The sequence below is a fragment of the Gemmata sp. SH-PL17 genome, assembly GCF_001610855.1.
GTDB lineage: Bacteria > Planctomycetota > Planctomycetia > Gemmatales > Gemmataceae > Gemmata > Gemmata massiliana.
In genome coordinates this window covers 4,100,047-4,118,422 of the sequence record NZ_CP011271.1, presented here as the reverse complement: position 1 = coordinate 4,118,422, position 18,376 = coordinate 4,100,047, and the positions used below count along the sequence as shown (strand labels likewise).

Sequence of the window (18,376 nt, the reverse complement as noted above, 5' to 3'; positions counted from 1 at the left end):
ATCACGTCTGTTCATCGTTGAGTAGTCGTGATGTGGCGACGTGTTTGGCGTCGGGGAACCGGGTGCGGGGTGGGCGCGGTTTCTTCGGTCCCCGCGTGGCTTTCCGATATCGCCCCAGGTTCGCACCTCGAGCCAACCCCACCAGCCATTCGGCCATCCGGCCGACCGACCATACGCCGATCTCGACCCACGCTTCGGCCGGGACCGCGATCCACAACCCCGGGCACGCGCCCGATACCTCCAACGCCAAGTGGTAATCCGAGACCCCGTCCGCGCGCCCCGCGCCGTGGGCCGCCCGCAACGCTCCTTTCACACCCGCGTACACGTTCCCCGCGGCCAACGCCACGCAGAACCCGAACAATGCGGCCGGCGGATAACCGAGCGCGTTCACCTCGCACCGGAGCACCGTTGTCAACCGCAGGAACAGCCCCTCGACCGACCAACGCCCCCGGTACAGCTCGACCACTCGTGCCCCGGTCGCCGCCCGGGCCGGCAGGTTCGTCAGCACCTCGATGACCTCGTCCCCATCACGGGTCGGGTGGTCCAACGTGAGCCGCACCCGGCGCACCGCCAACTCGGCCCCGCTCGGCTCGGTCAGCCAAATCGTCTGCTCGGCGAGCGCTCCGGTGTCGGTCCGACCCACCTCGACCCAGTCCGATTCCCGGTCCCAACTCAGGGTCGCGGCGTGCCGCCGGATCACGAACGAGCCGTTCCGTCGGGCGATCCCGAACAGGAACCCGGTGGTGCAAAAGTTCCGATCCGCGACCCACACGTCGTTCTCATCCACCGTCGCCAGGATCGGGTCGAGCAGGGACCGCTCCTGGGCGTGGGCGTCCTCACACGGGATCACGTCGATGGCCAACCCGAGAGCCGGGTCAAGGACCACCAGGGCCTGCCCCGGCAACGGCCCGGCGATCACGTCCCGCAACGGCTTGAGGCGCCGCTGGGTCTTGCTCAGGTGATTCCCATCGAGCACCTTTACTCGATACCCGGGAAGCGGTTCCACTTCCGCTCCGCCCATCGCCCGGATGACCGGCCCCAACCGCTCGGCCGTGTGTTGCACCCGTTCCCGTCCGGCGGCGGTCGGAACCCGGGCCAGGCGGGCGTACACGGCCGAAACGGACACCGGCAGGTGGTCGTCCGCTTGGTACGCGGCGTGGGCCGAGGGCTTCACCCGGCACACGACCGTGGCCATCAGATCGACGCATGTGGAGAACAGGAGCTCGCGGTCGTCCCGATCCCCGGCGATGCGCACGAACAGGTCATCCAGGTGCCCGGGATCGAGCGCGTACTCAAACGCACCCCGGATCGCAACCGCCATCGGGCTGTGGGCGATGAATCGCTCAAGGACCGCATCCAGCAACATCCGTGCTCCTCATCATGCCCACGCAACATCTACCCCCGTAGGCTATTACGGATCACACGCCTGTGTTGAAAGGGATGCTTGCTGACCAACGTGAGTCGGCCCCGGTGCCGATGACAGAACCGGGCCACGTCGTGGGTTCCGTACCCCGAATCCCCGGCGAACACGAAGGTCCGGTCCGGGAACCGGATCAGCAGGAGCCGCAACAGGCTGCACATGATTCGGGCCGGGGTACGGTGCGGTCGGTTCCGCTTCCGGTCGTCATCCGCGGACCGGTACAGGTCGATGAGTACCGGTAGCGCCCACGGGCGGGTGGCGAACGGGAATTTCACCAGCACGGCCAGCACCACCCACTTGTGCCCGTACCGGAACGCGGTGTACGAGTGGGTCGAGCGCACCGGGTCCCGGTGCCGGGCCTTGCCGTACACGTGCGGCCCCTTGTGCCCGTCAACCGTGTCGTCCCCGACCAACCGCACCGGACCGTCCGGAACGATGTGATCCAGCACGAACCGCATCAACGCGCACCCGAGCGCGAGCCCGGACCAGGGCGCGCGGGAGAGCACCCGGCGGTAGTCGGTGGGGTGCCCCGGGGCCAGGTGCCGGAGCGTGCGGAGCAGGTTCGCCACGGTGCGCCGACCGGTGCTCACAAGCGCACCGACCAACAGAACCGAGAACCGCTGGTACGTGGGGCTCGTGAAGTGCAGCGCGAGCACCTGCACCAGCGCGTGCGCCTCGGGTGGTAGAATCATGGCGGCCGTCCGTGGGCGAGGGCCACGGGAGCTTCAGCAACCCCATGATACCTCACCACGGACGGCCCTCAGAATCGGCACCAGTCGAGCTCAGGGCCTTCACGACGACCGAGGCGTGGGCCTGGAACCGATCCGAGAAGGACTTGGTAGGGCACCGCTGCGCGTCCCCTTGGGACGATGAGTCACGACGTCCGAGTCACGCCGACAAGCGGCGAGCATGGCGGCGGGAGTTACTGGGAAATGAGATCCAGGCCGTTCTACGCGCCGGGGTAACCGAGCGGGAATGACAAGTGGCTGCGGAACGCCTGCTCGACTTGGCGGCCTGATTGCGATGAGTTCACGCAAAGAGCAGGGACTTCCTCGGGTGCGCCATGACGTCGGAGGTCGGCGCCGGGCACGGGCGCGACGAGCGGTACGTGACGGTGGTTCAGAATCCAGCCGGATTGCCGGACGGGTGGACTGATGTCGGTGCGGTGGCCTTGGTGTGCCGGGAGCGCGCGGTGAACGGGACGAGGACCAGGGCACAGCCCACTACTACCTGACGAGCCTGCGCGTGGGCGCGGCGGTACTGGCCGGCTACATCCGGAACTACTGGGCATCGAGAACGGGCACCACTGGGTGCTCGACGTGGCGTTCCGAGAAAACGAGAGCCGCGCCCGGGCCGGCCACGCGGGTGCCGACATGGGGATGCTCCGATGGGTCGGGGGGCGTTGCTCAAGCGCACCGGCACCAAGGGCAGTAGAGTCGCTGCACAATAGTGGCCGGGTGCGTAGGTTTGGTGTATGAGCCACACGAGTCGGTTGAGGCGAATGCCGGACACGTTCCGTCAACTGACCGGGATTACCCCCGATGCGTTCGACCAACTGTTGGCCGAACTCGAACCGCGTTACCCGCAGGCCGACGCCAAGCGGAAGAAGCGGCCCTCTCGTCAGCGGAAGCCGGGTGCGGGGCGCAAGTTCGCGCGCCCGTTGAGCGACCGATTGCTGATGCTGTTGATGTACTACCGGACCTACACCACCCACGCCTTCCTCGGGTTCTTGTTCGGCATCGACGACCGTTCCGTGTGCCGCAACATCAACCCGCTCCAACCGCTGTTGGCCGGGATCTTCCGGATCCCGGAACGCCGCATCGAACGGGAGCCCGACGAGATCCGCGAGCTTTTCTTCGACGCCACCGAGCGGGCCATTCCCCGGCCCACTCGGCGGCAGAAGCGGTTCGACTCGGGGAAGAACAAGCGGCACACGCTCAAGCACCAAGTGGTGGTCGTGCGCAAGCGCAAGAGCTCCGGGCGGGGCGGCCAACGGCGCCGGGTGCGGATCGCCGCCGTGTCGAAGGCGTTCCCGGGCAAGACGCATGACAAGAAGGTGTACGACGCGACCGCCGTGGTGTGCCCGGACGGGGTGCGGCGCACGGGCGACACGGCGTACCTGGGAACCGGGCTGTGTACCCCGCGCCGGCGACCGCCGAAGGGTCCGCTGACGGCCCGGCAGAAGGCCGGGAACCGGCGCGTGTCGCGCCGTCGGATCGTGGTCGAGCACGGGATCGGGAAGATGAAGGTGTGGCGCATCGCGGCCGAGCGGTACCGGAACCCGCGCCGCCGGCACACCCTCATCATCAAGAACGTCGCCGGACTCCACAACCTCATGTACGCATGAGGTCGAACACCCGGGGCAGCGCATCGACTTGAACCGATCAGCCGCTATTGTGCAGCGACTCTAGTATCCAGACCCGGCGCATGAGGGCCGGGTGGGACGACGATTACCTACTCAAGGTGCTACAAGGGATCGCCGCCAAAGATAGTGCGTGAGCCCTGCGCTAACCCCAATAAACACTACTTCCGGTTCACCAGGAATTCGAGCAGGTCCGAGGCCTCTTGGGGCGAAAGGCCGCTCATCTGACCTTCGGGCATCAGCGACACGCGCGCGGGGCGCACCGAGTCCACGTTGTCCCCCTCGATCGTGACCTCCTTGTTCTCCGCGTCGCGCAGGACGAGTTGTTTCTCGTCGCGCTTCACGATGATCCCGGTGTACGTCTTGTCGTCCTTCGTCTTCACGTTGTACGCGGCAAATTGCGGCTCCACGCGCGCGGAAGGGTTCAGCATGCTGTCGAGCAGTTCGGGCCGCGTGCGCGCCTTACCGATCGCCGAGAGGTCCGGGCCGAGCGCCGTTCCGCGGTCGCCGACTTTGTGGCAGTTCGCGCACTTCATTTCTTTGTTGAAGAACAGTGCCTCGCCGTTCTTCGCGTCGCCGGTCAAAGCCAAGATCGGCGCGGGGCGCGCGTTCGCACCGAGCTTGCGCCCCTTCGGGTCCGCGGGCGTGTACCCCTCGAACAAATCGCGCACGGGCACGGCCCCGTGTTTCACCACCTCCGCGGGCAGGTTGCTCGTACTCTTGCTATCAATCTTGCCCAGCGCGAAGGCCCGTGCGAAGGGCCACGCGGCCGAGAACGACCCGTATGCGAGGTCCGGTCGGTTCACGTTCGGCAGCCCAGCGCCCCACTCCTTTGGCGGGTTCGAGAGGGACGCGATCCACTGCCCGACCACGTCCAATCCCTGCGCGTGCGGGAACTCGGACCCGAGGTGCGGCATGCGCCCGCGCCCGAACTTCGCCATCCGGTAGAACAGCACGCTGCGGTACGGGTCGCCGGGTGCGACGATGCGCGCGTCCGCCAACCCGAAGTCGCCCTGTTTCGGGCGCACGTCAAAGATGCCGGTTTCCTTGAGCGGCTTTGCGGCTTCGAGTTCGATCACCACCTGACCGCCCCCGCCGCCGAACCTGTGACAGTGGGCGCAGTTCGCGTGGAGGTAACTGCGTGCCCGTTGATCGAGCGGATCATCTCCGATGAGAGGAACGAGCGCGGGCTGCTTCTTGATGGAGTCCGCGTCGAACGGAGGAAGCTCCTTGTCGTCCGGTCCCACGCGACGGGCGTAGCCGTGCTTCATCAGTTTGACGAGCTGATTGGTTTTATCCGTGCCAGTAAACAGCGGCACGCGGTTAAGTTGTGCAGTGTTGAACGCGAGCGAGTATTCGGACCACGCATTGTGACAACTGAGGCACTGCGTGCGGCTGTGGAACGTCCACACTTGCTCTCGCTTGCCAACGGGCACCCAGGCGCCCTTCTCGATCTTGCCGCCCGCAGCAATCGGGAACGTTTTCTCGGCACCGTCCGCAGGTACGAGATCCGCGTCAGTCTGGTCGTCGCGCCAAGCGTAGGAATACCCGCGCCAATCTTCGCCATCGAAGTGAAGCAGTTGCGTCTCGACGCGCGTTTCGGACGGGCCTCGATCGGTCGCCATGTCGAGCGCGAGCGTTTTGACCAGCACCGCATCCTTCGGGAACTGCATCTTGAATTCGTGCCAGAACACCTGCCCCGGGATCGCGCGCGGCTTCTCAAAGAAGCTCACGGCCGACAGCCCCGGCAGCGCGAGCAGGTAGTCCGCGGTGGCGCCGTCCTGCCACTGCCGGGCGCTCGTGTAGAACGGGATCACGCCCGCGGCCGGCTCCAATTTCTTCACGTCCGCGAACAGCCCCGTGTCGCTGAGCTTGGTGGGGAACTTGGAATTGGCCGCCCCCCCATCGTTGCGCTCGAACGTGTAAATCGACCCGTTGTCGTAATCGCAGAAGTAGATTTCGCCCGCGTTGTCCTCACCGAACGCCGACGGGCGCACGCTCGGTTTCACGATCTCGGGCATTTCCTTGACCCGATCACCCTCGACGCGCGCGGCCCAGATGCGCCGCGTCTCCCAGTCGCCGAAGATGTACGCGCCGACCAGTTCGGGGAACTTCTTCCCGCGGTAGACGTACCCGCCCGTAATGCTCGCCGCGATCGTGTGCGGCAGTTCGATGAGCGGCGGGCGGATCGGGGTCGGCCCGATCTTCTGGTCCGGGCGCACCGGTTGCCGGCCCTCCACAATGCTCCACCCGTAGTTCCCGCCCTTCTCCACGCGGTGAACCATTTCCCACAACTCCCACCCGACGTCACCGAGCCACAATTCGCCGGTCTTGCGGTCGATGCTCATGCGCCACGGGTTACGGAACCCGAAGGCCCAGATCTCCGGGCGCACGTCCTTCACCCCCACAAAGGGGTTGTCCTTCGGGACCGCGTAGTTCTTCCCCTCATCCTTCTTGTTCACATCGATTCGCAGCACGGACGAGAGCAGGTCGGAGCAGTCCTGACCGGTCGTGGCGGTGTCCGGCGGGTTGGGGCCGGAAGCGTCGCCGGTCGAGATGTAGAGGAAGCCATCGTGCCCGAAGTGCGTGTCGCCGCCGTTGTGCCCGCCGCCCACGAACGTGATGACGATCTCCTCGCTCGCAGCGTCGAGGCGCGGGGGATCGGCGTCGGTCACCTTGAAGCGCGACACGCGCGAGCCGTCCGGGAACCGGCCGTCCTTCGGTGGGACTTTCGCGTTCAGTGTGTAGCAGACGTAGCAGTACCGGTTCTTCGCGAACTCCGGGTGGAACACCAGCCCGTACAGTTCGCCGACGCCGCCCGCGCCGGGCGTCTTGTCGATCGTCTTCAGTTCCTTTTTGAAGTCGAAGAAGAGTTCCTTCTTGGCGTCCGGCTTATTTTGAACCGAGTACAGCACGCCCTCTTGTTCGCCGATGAAGAGCCGCTCCGATCCCGGGCAGCGCACGATCAGGAGCGGGTGGTGGAACTTCGCTTCCGGGAACGCGCGCACCGGCTTGTACTTCGGCGGTGGTTCCGGGCTGCCCGTCACCTTCGAGGTCGTCCACGATTGCCGCACGTTGGGATCGACTTTCGCCTTCGGCGGGTCTTTGTCGTCCGCTGCACGCGAATGCCAGTTGATCTGAAGGATCAGAGCAAGGGCCGCGAACCCGATGATCGCGGCGCCGGTCCGTGCGAGGGGGAGAGATGACATGACAAGCTCTCATGAAAACGTGAAGCCCGTGGGCTGCGAGTATACACTCGAATCGGGAGGTTCCACCATGATTCCGCTATCCGTGGTCGATGCGTTCACCGATACGCCGTTTCGCGGGAACCCCGCGGCGGTGTGTCTCCTCGGCTCCTGGCCGTCGAACGAGTGGCTGCAACTCGTCGGGCGCGAGATGAACCTCGCCGAAACCGCGTTCCTGCGGCACCTGGCGGGCGGCGAGTACGAATTGCGCTGGTTCACACCCACGGTCGAGGTCGCACTGTGCGGCCACGCTACGCTCGCCGCGGCTCACAGCTTGTGGGAATCGGGCGCTGCGACACAAGACGCGCTCACGTTCTCGACCAACAAAAGCGGCCTGCTCACCGCGCGCCGGCTCCCATCGGGCGAAATCGAACTGGACTTCCCGGCCCTACCCGCAACTGAGTGCGCTCCACCCGCAGGATTACTGGAATCGCTCGGCGCGAACGCAATTGCCGTTGCTCGCAACGAGTCCGACTACCTCGTAGAAGTCGCGACCGAAGCCGAAGTGCATGCCTTGGCTCCAGACCTCACGCGGCTCGCGCGAATCGAGTGCCGCGGGGTGATCGTCACCGCGAAATCCGATGACACCCGTTACGATTTCGTGTCGCGATTCTTCGCCCCGCAATCCGGTATCGACGAAGACCCGGTTACTGGCTCCGCGCACTGCTGTCTGGCGGTGTGGTGGGGGAACAAGCTCAACAAGACGGAACTGGTGGGCCATCAGGCGAGCGTTCGCGGCGGGGTGGTTCGCGTGGTTCGGGCCGGGGACCGGATTAAACTCATTGGCCGCGCGATCACAATCTCGCGCGGCCAGCTCCTTGCTCTACCGACGTAGTCTCATCCGGCACGCGGTCCAGCCGCACATTCGGCCGGACCCGCCGTATCACTTTTCGTTCAGTCGGAGCGACTGCTTCGCACCGAGAATTGATTGCGTCTCAACACGCACCCGACTACATTGTCCCCGTTCCCGTAATCGGTTTCGTCGGCGCTGGGGATTCGGCACCGGTACAGGGGTTTTGTCGCTCGTGCGGCTCGCCTCCTGATGCGGCTCAGTCGTGGTGTTGCAGTGTTGAATTGATGCGTTTGGTCTTTTGTTTGGTGGCACAGGCCAGAGCAGTAGTTGCCATACTCATGCCGTCGTCGGTGGTCGTGGCAGTGGTTGAGTTTGTGTCTCGGGCTGGTGTGTGTCAATGGGAACGGGTGTGAGGATCAGGATTAGGTTCCAGCGGATCTCCCCCAGGGTGACACCGCGGGCCGCGATCCACCAGGCCCGGATCAACAGGCTCACCCCGACCAGGAGCAATCGGTACACGGGGTCGGCGCACGTGGTCCGAGCCAGGCACTCGCCCAACTGACGGTAGCTGGTCTCGATCCCGAACCGGGTCCGGTAGTCCAGGATCACTTGGGGCAGGCGCTCGAACCCGGGGGAGCACGCGAACACCAGGGGCCGGTGCCAGGAGCGACCCGGGACCACGGCCACGCGCACTGGGGCCGAACCGTCCCGGGACCGGCGGCACCGGATCGTGTGCTCGAACCACCCGCGCGTGCCCCGGGCGAAGAAGCGCTCGACTGCGTGCCCCCGGCGCACCATCGGGATCACGAACCGCACGTTCCGCTGGGTCAGGGCGCGGACCACGGACGCCGAGTAGAACGCGCGGTCCAACAGCACGTACCGGATGCGCACCCGGGCCCAGCCGATCTGGGCCAACAGGCGCGCGACGATCGCGTCCGGGGTATCCTTGGGGCGCACCGCGGTCCGGGCCCGGGTGTGGCGCCGCCCGGGGACCAGGGACACGGGCGTGGCGTAGGTCCAGAACCACGCGGTCCCGTTCTTGAACTGGCCCCCGACGACTCCGGGTGTGGCGCCCCGGTCCCCGTAGAACGGCCTCTGATGGGTGTCGATGGCGATCGGGATCGGGTGCTTGCGGAACGCCCGGGGGATGTGCCCGCGCAGCCCGGCTCCCAACCACCCCTCGAGGGGTGGTTGGGAGCCGGGCTGCGCCGAGTGCCGCGCGCACGGTTTCGCGCCCGACCCGCGCGACGCGCCGGGCGACCGCGGACACGGCCACACCCAGCGCGGACGCGGCCAACAGGCACCGGGCCAGGGCCACACGGGTCACCCCGGTCCCGTCGCGCAGGTGCAGGATCTGGGCCAGGACCTCGGCCCAAGCGTGTTGGCTCAGAACCGTTTGCGGGTTACATTGACAGCGGCGCATGGGGGCTCCGAACCGTGGATTGGTGGTACAACCCATTGTCACGGAACCCCATGCGCCACTCAATCGCCTTGGCAACTACTGCTCTGGCCTGTGCCACGAACACAAACACAAGCTTTCAACGCAGCATTGTGGTTAAAAAGCGAGTGCCATGAAATATTGGGTCGCAAAGCTCCTCGAAGGCTCCTGGCGCTCGCCTGTGCCCTGTTGAGTTCAGCAACCGCGGCGTACTCGCGAACGATGCAATTCGAGGAGCGGGCGTTCGGGTGCGATCCGTTCGGCTACCTGTGTATGGCCAAGGAGGTCCGGCGCGCTGCGGCCGAGGGGCGGTTCCCGGACTACGCCATTGACACGCCGCACACGCGGGAACTGATCGAACACCTGAAAGCGCAACCGAATCTCCCCGGTCCGAGCTGGTACACACTCACCGGCCCGCACGCGCACCACTACCAGCACCGAGCGGGGCGCGTCGGTCCGCAGTACCCTCCTGGCACCGAGGCGATGCTCGCGCTCTTCCCTCGAGGCAAAGCGCTCCACGGGCTCTCGATAACAGTCATCGTCGTGTTCTCGATAACGGGGCTCGTCGCGCTGGGGTTTGCGTTCGTGAAGCGGAGGTGGGCCGCGGTGGGGGCAGTCGTACTGGTCCTTCAAACGGGTTTTGAAGTCATCAGCCGGCACGGAGACGCGAGTTACTCGATCATCGCGGTCGTTCTGCCGCTCCTGGTCACGGTCGTAAGACTGGTCGCGGCCCGGCGCTGGGCTATCGACCGACCTCGGTTGTCGCGTGTGGCAGCGTTTCTGGCCAGCTTCGGCTTCGCTGTGCTGGTGCTGTTTCTCCTACCGGGCGTCGCGATTCTTGTAGTCGGAGCGGTGCGGTACGCATTCGTTGATTCCCGCATCATCGCGTTCGGGCTGGGTGCGGCGCTTTTCGGTACGCTGCCGCTCGTGCACCACCAGCACCGCGTCGCGGGAGGCTGGAACGTCTCGACCCACGGGACGGATGACGCCGCGCCGCCGTCGATGAAGCCGGTTGACGAAAACATCCGCTACTACCTCTACGAGTCCCGCGGAGCCGAGCAGAACGTGAACCTGCGGGTCGCGCTCCTCGGCTTTCTGGGCGTCGTGCTGTTGCCTGGAAAACCGGTTGTGGCTGGACCGACTCCGTCTGCTCGCGCCCGCAGCCACGGTGTGGGGGCTCCCGATGGCCTACTTCCTGACGCACGCCATCAGGATCGACTACTACCCCGCCCCGGGGATCTTCGCTGCTGCTGTGATTCTCGGCGTGGGCGGGTTGTCCCTACGAACCCCGAAGGCAAGCGCCGAAGCAAACGATGCCGGTGCGTTTCGGCCGATCCACGCACTGGTACTGGTGGCGGCGCTCGTCCCAGGCGCTTTTTGCGCTCAAGACCGGTTGGAATGCGTGGCCGAGGACGCTCTCGGTCAAAGCCAACCCCACACCAACCATCGAGTACCCGCCCGAATTGACCGACCCGCGTGCGTGGGTCTTCGGCGACATCCAGACGGGTTCGGTATGGTATTACTCCGGGCAGACGGCGTTCAAGCTCCCGTTCGCCGACAAACAAGCGCGGGCGGTCATTTGGCAGTTCGTGGCCAGCCGCGGGGAGCCGGTGTTCCTGATCCGAGATCACGACGGCATGCAGCCCGCGATCTCCGATCTCGAACAGTCCGGCGGCCAACTCGAACACCGGGGGCTTGTGATGGGCATGCCGTACTACAGAGTCACCTGGCCCCGCCGATAGCAGCGTCGGGCACCAGGTGCGGTGAGTTATGCACCCCCTTTGTTGCGTGGAGCTATTGCGCCGCGGGCTTCTCCTGGTGCCCGCCGAAGGCGTGCCGCATCGCGGAGAGCAACCGGTTCGCGTACTCGTCCTCGCCGCGCGAAGAGAAGCGCTCGAACAGCGCGGCGGTCAGAACCGGGGCCGGAACGCCCTCTTCGATCACCGCGGTGACGGTCCAGCGCCCCTCGCCGGAATCGGATGCGCGGCCCGCGAAATGCGGCAGATCCGGGTCCGACCCCAGAGCCTGTGCGGTCAGATCGAGTAGCCAGGACGAGACGACACTTCCCCGGCGCCAGACTTCGGCGATGTCGGCTACGTTCAGATCGTACTGGTAGTGTTCTGGGGCACGGAGCGGGGTCGTTTCCGCATCCGCCGCGTGCTCGCGCCGGCCCACGTTCGCGTGCTTGAGGATGTTCATGCCCTCCGCATACGCGGCCATGATCCCGTACTCGATCCCGTTGTGAACCATTTTGACAAAGTGCCCGGCCCCGTTCGGCCCACAGTGCAAGTAGCCGTGTTCGGCGGGGCGCGTCGGTCCTTCTTTCCCGGGAGTGCGCGGAGCTGATTCGATCGGCGGAGCGAGCGCGGCAAAGATCGGGTCGAGGTGCTTTACGACTGCCGGTTCGCCGCCGATCATCTGACAATACCCGCGGTCCAGCCCGAACACCCCGCCGCTGGTCCCCACATCGACGTAGTGCAGCCCCTTCGCGGACAGTTCCTTGGCGCGGCGAATGTCGTCCACGTAATACGAGTTCCCGCCGTCGATCACAATATCGCCCGGTTCGAGGCGCGAAGTCAGATCGGCCAGCACGCGGTCGACAATAGCGGCCGGAACCATGAGCCACAGTGCCCGCGGTTTTGCGAGCTTCTTCACCAGTTCGTCGAGTGTTGTGGCACCAACTGCGCCCTCTTTGACCAGGGCTTGGACGGCGTCGGGGTGCGTATCGAATGCGACGCACTCGTGCTTACCGCGCATGAGTCTGCGAACCATGTTCGCACCCATTCGGCCCAGACCGATCATCCCGAGTTGCATGAGGAACTCCCGCGTGGTGAAGAACCGGAGCTGATCGAGAGAGGTTGAGGGCAAACAACGGGCCGGAGCCGGCGATTGACCCTCCGTGCCTTCTATTTCGCTCGTTGGGAGTCGCCCGCCGGCGCTCATAAGAAAAGAAAGATGACCACTGACTCACAACCGCCGGCCGGCGGCATGCTGTTCGGTCGCCGGCCCTACGTTCTCTTTCTGACCAGCCGATTCTTTAGCACCCTGGCGACCGGTTCCCAGGCGGTCACGATCGCGTGGGAGGTGTACGAAATCGCCCGCCGGACGATGGACGTCGAGGAAGCCGCGTTCGCGGTGGGGATGATCGGGCTGGTTCAGTTCCTTCCGCTTATTTGTCTGACTCTGGTTGCGGGGGAAACGGCCGACCGGTACAACCGCCGGCTCATCCTCGCGCTGTGCTACATCACGCAGTTGCTCACGGCCGCGGCGCTCGCACTGCGGTCGGAACTGGGAACCGGTTTGTGGCCGGTCTTTGTGCTGTCGGCTCTGTTCGGGAGCGCACGAGCGTTCTTTCACCCGGCCGCGAGCGCGCTGGGGCCGATGCTGGTGCCGATTCACTTGTTACCGCGTGCGATCGCAACGAACTCTCTGGTGGCGCAACTGGGGAGCATTCTCGGCCCGGCGCTCGGCGGGCTGCTGTGTTCGATCTCTCCGGTTCTCGGGTACAGCGTGAGTGCCGGCTTGTACGTGGGTTCGACTATTTGTTGCTTGCTGATTCGCGCGGACACCCGGCCGCCGTTCGAGCACGGGCGCTCGCGAGCGGCACAGATTCGTGAGGGGCTCGGGTACGTGTGGCACAACAAGTTGGTTCTGGGTGCGATCTCGCTCGACTTGTTCGCCGTACTCCTCGGGGGCGCTACCGGGTTGCTCCCTGTATTCGCCCGTGACGTGTTGCACGTGGGGCCGGAAGGGTTCGGCATCCTGCGTTCGTCGCCGGCGATCGGGGCGCTGGTGGTGGCCGGCGTTTTGGCCCTCCGACCGATTCGGAGTGGGGCGGGGGTGAAGATGCTCCTTGCGGTCGCTCTGTTCGGGGTGATGACGATCGTGTTCGCGTACTCGCGATCGTTCGCGCTTTCTGTTTTCGCGCTGGCCGTGTTGGGTGGAGCTGACATGGTGTCGGTGTTCACGCGGCAAAGCCTCGTGCAGATCGCGACGCCGGACCGGATGCGCGGGCGGGTGTCGGCGGTTTCCACGCTGTTTATCGGGGCATCGAACGAACTGGGCGAGTTCGAGAGCGGGGTCGTTGCTCGCTTTCTCGGCCCGGTTAGTGCGGTGGCCTTCGGAGGTTTTGGGTCACTGTTCGTAACGGGCCTCTGGACGTGGTTGTTCCCCACGTTGCGGAAAGCGGACCGTCTCACGTGATTGAGCGCCGTTCGGCACATCACTTGCGGCGATTCGAGGGTGGTTGTGAATCGCCCCACCTCTCAGTGCTGTGGAGGCTCATGATGAAGACCGTCACCATTCGTCGGTGCCCGACCTGTCCCAATATTGGAAGTCACACCGATCAACTCACGTCCGCGCTCCGGAACGATCCCAATCTCAATGTCCGGGTCGTGGACGGTAATAAGGGTGAATTCAACGTCGAAGTGGACGGTCGGAGTATCAACGGAACGAGCGGCGCATCGCTGCGCACGCCCGAAGAAGTGGCTGCCGAGATCCGCGGAGTCGAGGTCGCGTCCGCGGGTTAAGGCATGTCTCGATTTGAAGCAACGGACAACCGCAATCACCTCTATAGTTGCGGCTGTCGTTTGGTACCGATCGCCTCATGTCTTTGCGCTGGCGATGCGCTCTAACCAGCGAGTCACTTCCGCTTCTGGTAACACCTCGACGACTTCCACGCGCGATTTCAGCGCGTCGTGAATGTTCGCGAAGAAGTTGCTGTCCCATCCCCGCCCGCCCAGAATGGGCGGACCGATGACGACGATGCGTTGACCGTCGAGCGGCGGGATGCTCAACGGGGACTCTTCGACCGGAAGGGATAGCAGGGTGCCGACCGGATTTTCGATCGACCCGGACCAGATGTCGAAGTGGAACCGCGCGTGATCGGACAGGAGGCGCGGGTGGGGGCTTTCGCCGGTCGCGATCGCCATCACTTCTGCGTCGATCGGTTCGCCCGCGAGGTGCCCACCGCCGATGAGTGCCCCTTGAATCAATGTGAAAAGGTGTGCGTTGGTACTGACCGCTTCGAGGGCGAGACGGAACCCCTTCCGCTCTTGCGGGGCCAGGACGAGGAAGTCGAGACCGTCGGCGAGATTGAGCACCTGGGCGACGAAATCGGCTTCGGGGTAGTGTTCTCGAAGCGCAAAAATATTCTCTACGATCTCCGCATCCGCACGAAGTGCTTGCCGGTACTCGGCCGAGCGACAAATCACGGTCATCGTCGCGAGGAGGAGATACCTCAACCCGCCGGCCGATTTCACGGCGTCCGGGTCTTCATCGAAGAGTGTGCGCGGGGCGATGTCTTTCTTGTGAGCGCGTTTGGCGAGATCGAGGTGACGCGGAAGTTCGCCGAGCAGGTGCGGGAACACCAGACCGGGATCACCACCGATTTCAACGAGTGTACCGCAATTCAACGCGACCGTGCTCCCGCGGAACGGGTCCGCGGCGCGAATGAACGGCGCCAGTTCCGCGAGGAGTGCGTTGAGTTCCGCTCGCGAACCGAGCGTTTGCGTGAACTGCATCAGGGTCGAAAACGGCGGCCCGCCGAAGACCTCGGCCGGTTCCGAGTGAACGTCGTGCTTGGTCGCGAGTTTCTGCGTGTACTTGGCAAACGCATCGAGAATGGCAGTGCGGTCGAGCATGGTGACATCCGAAACTACTTGCGCGTGAACCAGTACGCCCACGCAATGAACAGAACCTGAAACGGCAGCCGTACCCACCATACGGCGGGCGGCAGATTGGGGAACAGATCGGCGCCGACTTCCGGGTTCAGCGCCATGTGGATGTTCGCGGGGAACACGGCAATGAGTAGCGCGATCAATCCCCACGCGGCCGGAACCGTGAACCGCGGAATCAGAAGCCCGATCCCGCCGAGGATCTCGAACACGCCGCTAATCAGCACGAGTTCGTGGGGCCACGGCAGATACGGTGGCATGATCCTGGCGTAGAACTCGGGCTTCCAAAAATGGTTCAACCCCGCGGCAACGAACAACACACCGAGTAGCCACTTCAGAGCGATCTTGGCGGTTCCAGATTTCACGTTCCAGGTTCCGTTTGGCATCCGAGGGAAGAGCTGTTCCTTGCTCAAAGTTGAGTCTCACGCGCCTCCGGAACCTGGAACACAAACTACTTCTTCGGTGCCGGAGCGAACGGGTTCTCCTGTTCGAGCGGCAACTGGAACGCATCCGCGATCCGCGTCATGTAGTTGCACCACCCGACGTAGTAGATCAGATCGACCGTGCGCTCGCGCCCGAACACTTCGACCAGCGCCGCCCGGTCCGCGTCCGTGATCGACGCCGGGTCCTTGCTCATCTTGTACGCCAACCCGAACGCCGATTGTTGCGCCTTCGGGAACGAGGACCAGTCCCCGCTCGCCAGCTTCTTCGTCAGGGCCTTCACGTCTTCCGGTTTTACGCCCGCGACCGCGAGCAGCATTTCGCTGTGGCCCATTCAGTAGAAACAGTCGTTGGTTCGCGTAACCACCCAGAACATGGAATTGGTGAACACGCGGTCGACCTTGGACTCCTCGTAGTACGCATAGAGGCAGGCGAACCACGCCCGGGTGAGTTCCGGCTGGTACCCGGCGCTGACCGTGTTCCAGAGGATGCGCTTCGCAGAATCACGCTCGCGCGGCGGTAATTTGTCGATTGCCGCGTCGCTCGGGAGCGGAACACGGAGCGTGCGCTCTTTCTGCCGATCCATCGCCGCATTGACTTCATCGAAGCCGTCTTTCCCCCACTCGACCCGGACCGAAATTCCGCCGGCCTTTACGGACTTGAGGTCGTCCCACGACGGCCGCTCAGGAGCTTTCACTTTCGCCGCGTCGAGATCGAACTGCGTGGCGACCGGCGGGGCGATCGGGTCTTCGCCCTTCACACCAAGCGCAAGCGCGATGCGGTTCTGGAAGTTGGCACAAGCGACGGTGTGAACGATCGCGGTCACCTGCTCCGGGGAGAATCGCTTGAGCAGCGCCGCGAACTCGCTGTCGGTGATGGCGTGCCCTTCGAGCGTGAGCTTCTTTGCGAATGCGAGCGCCGCCGCCTCGTCCTCGGTAGGCGGACGAGCCACCAGTTCGGCGCGGTCGAGGTCGGCCTTCGCCACAGCGCGCCCGTACTTGCTGTCGAGCGCGTCCGCGACGGTCCACCGGATTCGGGCCGCGAGCCGGGCACCGAGCGGGTTCTTTTCGCGGTGCAAGTAATCGAGTTCGAGCATCTTCGCGGTCGTTTTGGGTAACGGACCCGCGAACACCTTCGCCCAATCGGGGAGCGGGGGCTTTTTCGGTGGAGGGAGCTTATCCCAGGTGCCGCCGTCGGGCAACGCGGGAAGCGGTGAAGCGGTTTTTGCGGGCTGTGCCGACGCGGACAACGCGCACGCGAACAAAAGTAAACCGGGAACGATAAACCAGCGCATAATGAACCCCTGCGTTGGGGCGGGAGTGGGCGTATGAAGCATACCGAGTCGGGTCGAAAAGCGAAGCAATAAATCACTTCGGATCAGACGATGCGAGGTGGGCGCTTCATGCAACAGTCGGGGTGCAAAATGGACAAATTTGCATTATTTTCGCACAGCGGGCGAAGGTTCTCTTCCGGACTCTATTTGAGGGTGTTAAGATAAGTTCATGATTGACGCGCGTATAGATTCGGTTGGACGGGGATCGAACCTCCGACCCGTTAGCCGGTTCGATAACACCTCGAAGGTACTGGCGCTCGACGTGATCGAGCCGGACGCGGACGATATTGCCGCGCTCTCGAACCCAGCCACGGAGTTCATTCCGGACCGCACCAAATCGGTCATCTCCGAGAACGACAGCCCCGATGTCGGCTTCCGATATAGCCTGAACCCGTACCGGGGATGTGAGCACGGCTGTTCGTACTGTTACGCGCGCCCGACTCACGAATACCTGGGCTTCGACGCGGGTTTGGGGTTCGAGACGAAGATCGTCGTGAAGCACGACGCCCCGAAGCTGTTCCGTGCGTTTCTGGCCCGAGATGCGTGGGTGCCCGAGCCGATCGCCCTTTCCGGGGTGACCGATCCGTACCAGCCGTGCGAGCGCCGGTTCCGGCTCACGCGCCGGTGCCTCGAAGTCGCGGCTGTCTCGAACCAGCCGATGAGCATCATCACCAAGAACGCACTGGTGGTGCGCGATCTCGATCTGTTCGCTCCGATGGCCGCCGAGGGGCTGATTCACGTGAACGTCAGCATCGGGACACTTGATGCGGTGCTCGCGCGGTCGATGGAACCGCGTGCGTCCGCGCCGCTCGCCCGGTTGCGGGCGGTTCGCGAATTGTCCGCGGCCGGCGTGCCCGTGCGGGTGTTGGTGGCGCCGATTATTCCTGGGCTGAATGATGCAGAGATCCCAACCATTCTGGAGGCGGTGAAGGAGGCGGGCGCGAGCGCTGCGGCATACACAATGTTGCGGTTGCCGTGGGCCGTTGCGCCGGTCTTTATGGACTGGATGGCACGGACGTTTCCGGAGCGCGTGGAACGTGTCGAGGGGCGCGTGCGCGACGCGAGGGGCGGGCGGCTCAACAACAGTGCATTCGATCAGCGGATGACAGGAACTGGCGTGTACGCGGAACTCATACGGCGGGTGTTCAAAGTGTTCGCGCGGCGGTTCGGTTTGAACAGCGGATTGCCGCCTTACGATTGTTCAAAATTCCAGCCGCCGCCCGATGCGAACGGGCAGGGGCGGCTGTTTTAATCGGCCGTATCAATCGAACGGGTTCACCCGGCGTTGGCGATGACACACCGATACACCTTCGGCGTGTGGGCCTTCTGGGACTGTTTCCGTTGGTAGTGTTCGGCGCAGTAGAAGCGATCGCCAGCCAAGCGAACGGCCGGTTGGTTGCACCGTGCGCACACGTGACCCGCGAACAGTTCGGCCATCCGCGCCTTGGTTTCCGGAGCGAGCTCGAAGCTGGCGTATGGGTTGACGTCGTACATGGCCGGAGTCCTCGTGACTGATGTGAGTGGGTGAATGGGCTTTTAGGCGGCCGGTCCGAAGGCGGTACTTAGCACGAGTGCCTCTTCGTCTGCGTCAGCCTCGGCGAGCGCCACCAGCAGTTCGACGAACAGTACCTTCGCGAGTTGGTCTTCAGCATGGGCAACGGACATGGGT

General features: G+C 64.5%; 19 protein-coding genes. 8 read left to right on the top strand and 11 right to left on the bottom strand.

Annotated features, from left to right (window positions below):
* Window position 1: 1 nt before the first annotated feature.
* Both VT84_RS17210 and VT84_RS17205 read right to left on the bottom strand, forming a co-directional pair.
* The gene (locus VT84_RS17210) at window positions 2-1,366 is read right to left on the bottom strand and encodes a transposase (protein WP_082839639.1); all 1,365 of its coding nucleotides are present in this window, start codon (window positions 1,364-1,366) and stop codon (window positions 2-4) included.
* A 29-nt stretch (window positions 1,367-1,395) separates the two neighbouring features.
* A complete protein-coding gene (locus VT84_RS17205; RefSeq protein WP_239465876.1) occupies window positions 1,396-2,112 on the bottom strand; it encodes a transposase in 717 nt (238 codons plus the stop codon).
* 371 nt (window positions 2,113-2,483) lie between these two features.
* On the opposite strand from VT84_RS17205, the gene VT84_RS38625 reads away from it, so the two are divergent.
* Together VT84_RS38625 and VT84_RS17200 are read left to right on the top strand one after the other, a co-directional pair.
* A complete protein-coding gene (locus VT84_RS38625; RefSeq protein ID WP_157469562.1) occupies window positions 2,484-2,654 on the top strand; it encodes a hypothetical protein in 171 nt (56 codons plus the stop codon).
* Window positions 2,655-2,921: 267 nt separating this feature from the next.
* Entirely contained in the window at window positions 2,922-3,767 is an 846-nt protein-coding gene (locus tag VT84_RS17200; RefSeq protein WP_239465874.1) for a transposase family protein, read from the top strand.
* A gap of 176 nt (window positions 3,768-3,943) precedes the next feature.
* Here VT84_RS17200 and VT84_RS17195 read toward each other — a convergent pair whose 3' ends face one another.
* Window positions 3,944-6,991, bottom strand: coding sequence for a PQQ-dependent sugar dehydrogenase (locus VT84_RS17195; protein WP_082840391.1), 3,048 nt, complete (start codon window positions 6,989-6,991; stop codon window positions 3,944-3,946).
* A 67-nt stretch (window positions 6,992-7,058) separates the two neighbouring features.
* Between VT84_RS17195 and VT84_RS17190 the strand changes: the two genes are divergently transcribed.
* Window positions 7,059-7,862 (top strand): PhzF family phenazine biosynthesis protein, encoded by an 804-nt coding sequence (locus VT84_RS17190; RefSeq protein WP_082840390.1) that lies wholly within the window; start codon window positions 7,059-7,061, stop codon window positions 7,860-7,862.
* A gap of 294 nt (window positions 7,863-8,156) precedes the next feature.
* On the opposite strand, the gene VT84_RS40135 is transcribed toward VT84_RS17190, so the two are convergent.
* Window positions 8,157-8,993 carry a hypothetical protein gene (locus VT84_RS40135; RefSeq protein ID WP_204249781.1) on the bottom strand — a complete coding sequence of 279 codons (837 nt, stop codon included), beginning with the start codon at window positions 8,991-8,993 and terminating at the stop codon, window positions 8,157-8,159.
* A 487-nt stretch (window positions 8,994-9,480) separates the two neighbouring features.
* Here VT84_RS40135 and VT84_RS17180 point away from each other — a divergent pair, with 487 nt between their 5' ends.
* Both VT84_RS17180 and VT84_RS17175 read left to right on the top strand, forming a co-directional pair.
* Window positions 9,481-10,725 (top strand): hypothetical protein, encoded by a 1,245-nt coding sequence (locus VT84_RS17180; protein ID WP_052553909.1) that lies wholly within the window; start codon window positions 9,481-9,483, stop codon window positions 10,723-10,725.
* A complete protein-coding gene (locus tag VT84_RS17175; protein ID WP_052553907.1) occupies window positions 10,722-11,000 on the top strand; it encodes a hypothetical protein in 279 nt (92 codons plus the stop codon). Before VT84_RS17180 ends, VT84_RS17175 begins: the two co-directional genes overlap by 4 nt.
* Window positions 11,001-11,052: 52 nt before the next feature.
* Here VT84_RS17175 and gnd read toward each other — a convergent pair whose 3' ends face one another.
* Window positions 11,053-12,072, bottom strand: a complete 1,020-nt coding sequence (gene gnd, locus VT84_RS17170; RefSeq protein WP_082840389.1) for a phosphogluconate dehydrogenase (NAD(+)-dependent, decarboxylating) — start codon at window positions 12,070-12,072, stop codon at window positions 11,053-11,055.
* Between the two features lie 141 nt (window positions 12,073-12,213).
* On the opposite strand from gnd, the gene VT84_RS17165 reads away from it, so the two are divergent.
* Together VT84_RS17165 and VT84_RS17160 are read left to right on the top strand one after the other, a co-directional pair.
* Window positions 12,214-13,461, top strand: coding sequence for an MFS transporter (locus VT84_RS17165; RefSeq protein WP_052553901.1), 1,248 nt, complete (start codon window positions 12,214-12,216; stop codon window positions 13,459-13,461).
* An 80-nt stretch (window positions 13,462-13,541) separates the two neighbouring features.
* Window positions 13,542-13,787: a hypothetical protein gene (locus VT84_RS17160; RefSeq protein ID WP_157469561.1), complete on the top strand. Its 246-nt coding sequence runs from the start codon at window positions 13,542-13,544 to the stop codon at window positions 13,785-13,787.
* Window positions 13,788-13,862: 75 nt separating this feature from the next.
* Here VT84_RS17160 and VT84_RS17155 read toward each other — a convergent pair whose 3' ends face one another.
* From VT84_RS17155 to VT84_RS17140, 4 genes are all read right to left on the bottom strand, one after another.
* The gene (locus tag VT84_RS17155) at window positions 13,863-14,900 is read right to left on the bottom strand and encodes a hypothetical protein (protein WP_082840388.1); all 1,038 of its coding nucleotides are present in this window, start codon (window positions 14,898-14,900) and stop codon (window positions 13,863-13,865) included.
* A gap of 14 nt (window positions 14,901-14,914) precedes the next feature.
* Entirely contained in the window at window positions 14,915-15,298 is a 384-nt protein-coding gene (locus tag VT84_RS17150; protein WP_239465872.1) for a DoxX family protein, read from the bottom strand.
* Window positions 15,299-15,384: 86 nt separating this feature from the next.
* Window positions 15,385-15,708, bottom strand: a complete 324-nt coding sequence (locus VT84_RS17145) for a carboxymuconolactone decarboxylase family protein (RefSeq protein ID WP_082840387.1) — start codon at window positions 15,706-15,708, stop codon at window positions 15,385-15,387.
* Window positions 15,709-16,668 (bottom strand): hypothetical protein, encoded by a 960-nt coding sequence (locus VT84_RS17140; protein WP_082840386.1) that lies wholly within the window; start codon window positions 16,666-16,668, stop codon window positions 15,709-15,711.
* Between the two features lie 208 nt (window positions 16,669-16,876).
* Here VT84_RS17140 and VT84_RS17135 point away from each other — a divergent pair, with 208 nt between their 5' ends.
* Window positions 16,877-17,959, top strand: a complete 1,083-nt coding sequence (locus VT84_RS17135; protein WP_082840385.1) for a PA0069 family radical SAM protein — start codon at window positions 16,877-16,879, stop codon at window positions 17,957-17,959.
* 23 nt (window positions 17,960-17,982) lie between these two features.
* Here VT84_RS17135 and VT84_RS17130 read toward each other — a convergent pair whose 3' ends face one another.
* Window positions 17,983-18,201: a hypothetical protein gene (locus VT84_RS17130; protein WP_052553883.1), complete on the bottom strand. Its 219-nt coding sequence runs from the start codon at window positions 18,199-18,201 to the stop codon at window positions 17,983-17,985.
* A gap of 42 nt (window positions 18,202-18,243) precedes the next feature.
* Window positions 18,244-18,372 carry a hypothetical protein gene (locus VT84_RS41705; RefSeq protein ID WP_255359553.1) on the bottom strand — a complete coding sequence of 43 codons (129 nt, stop codon included), beginning with the start codon at window positions 18,370-18,372 and terminating at the stop codon, window positions 18,244-18,246.
* Window positions 18,373-18,376 lie beyond the last annotated feature (4 nt).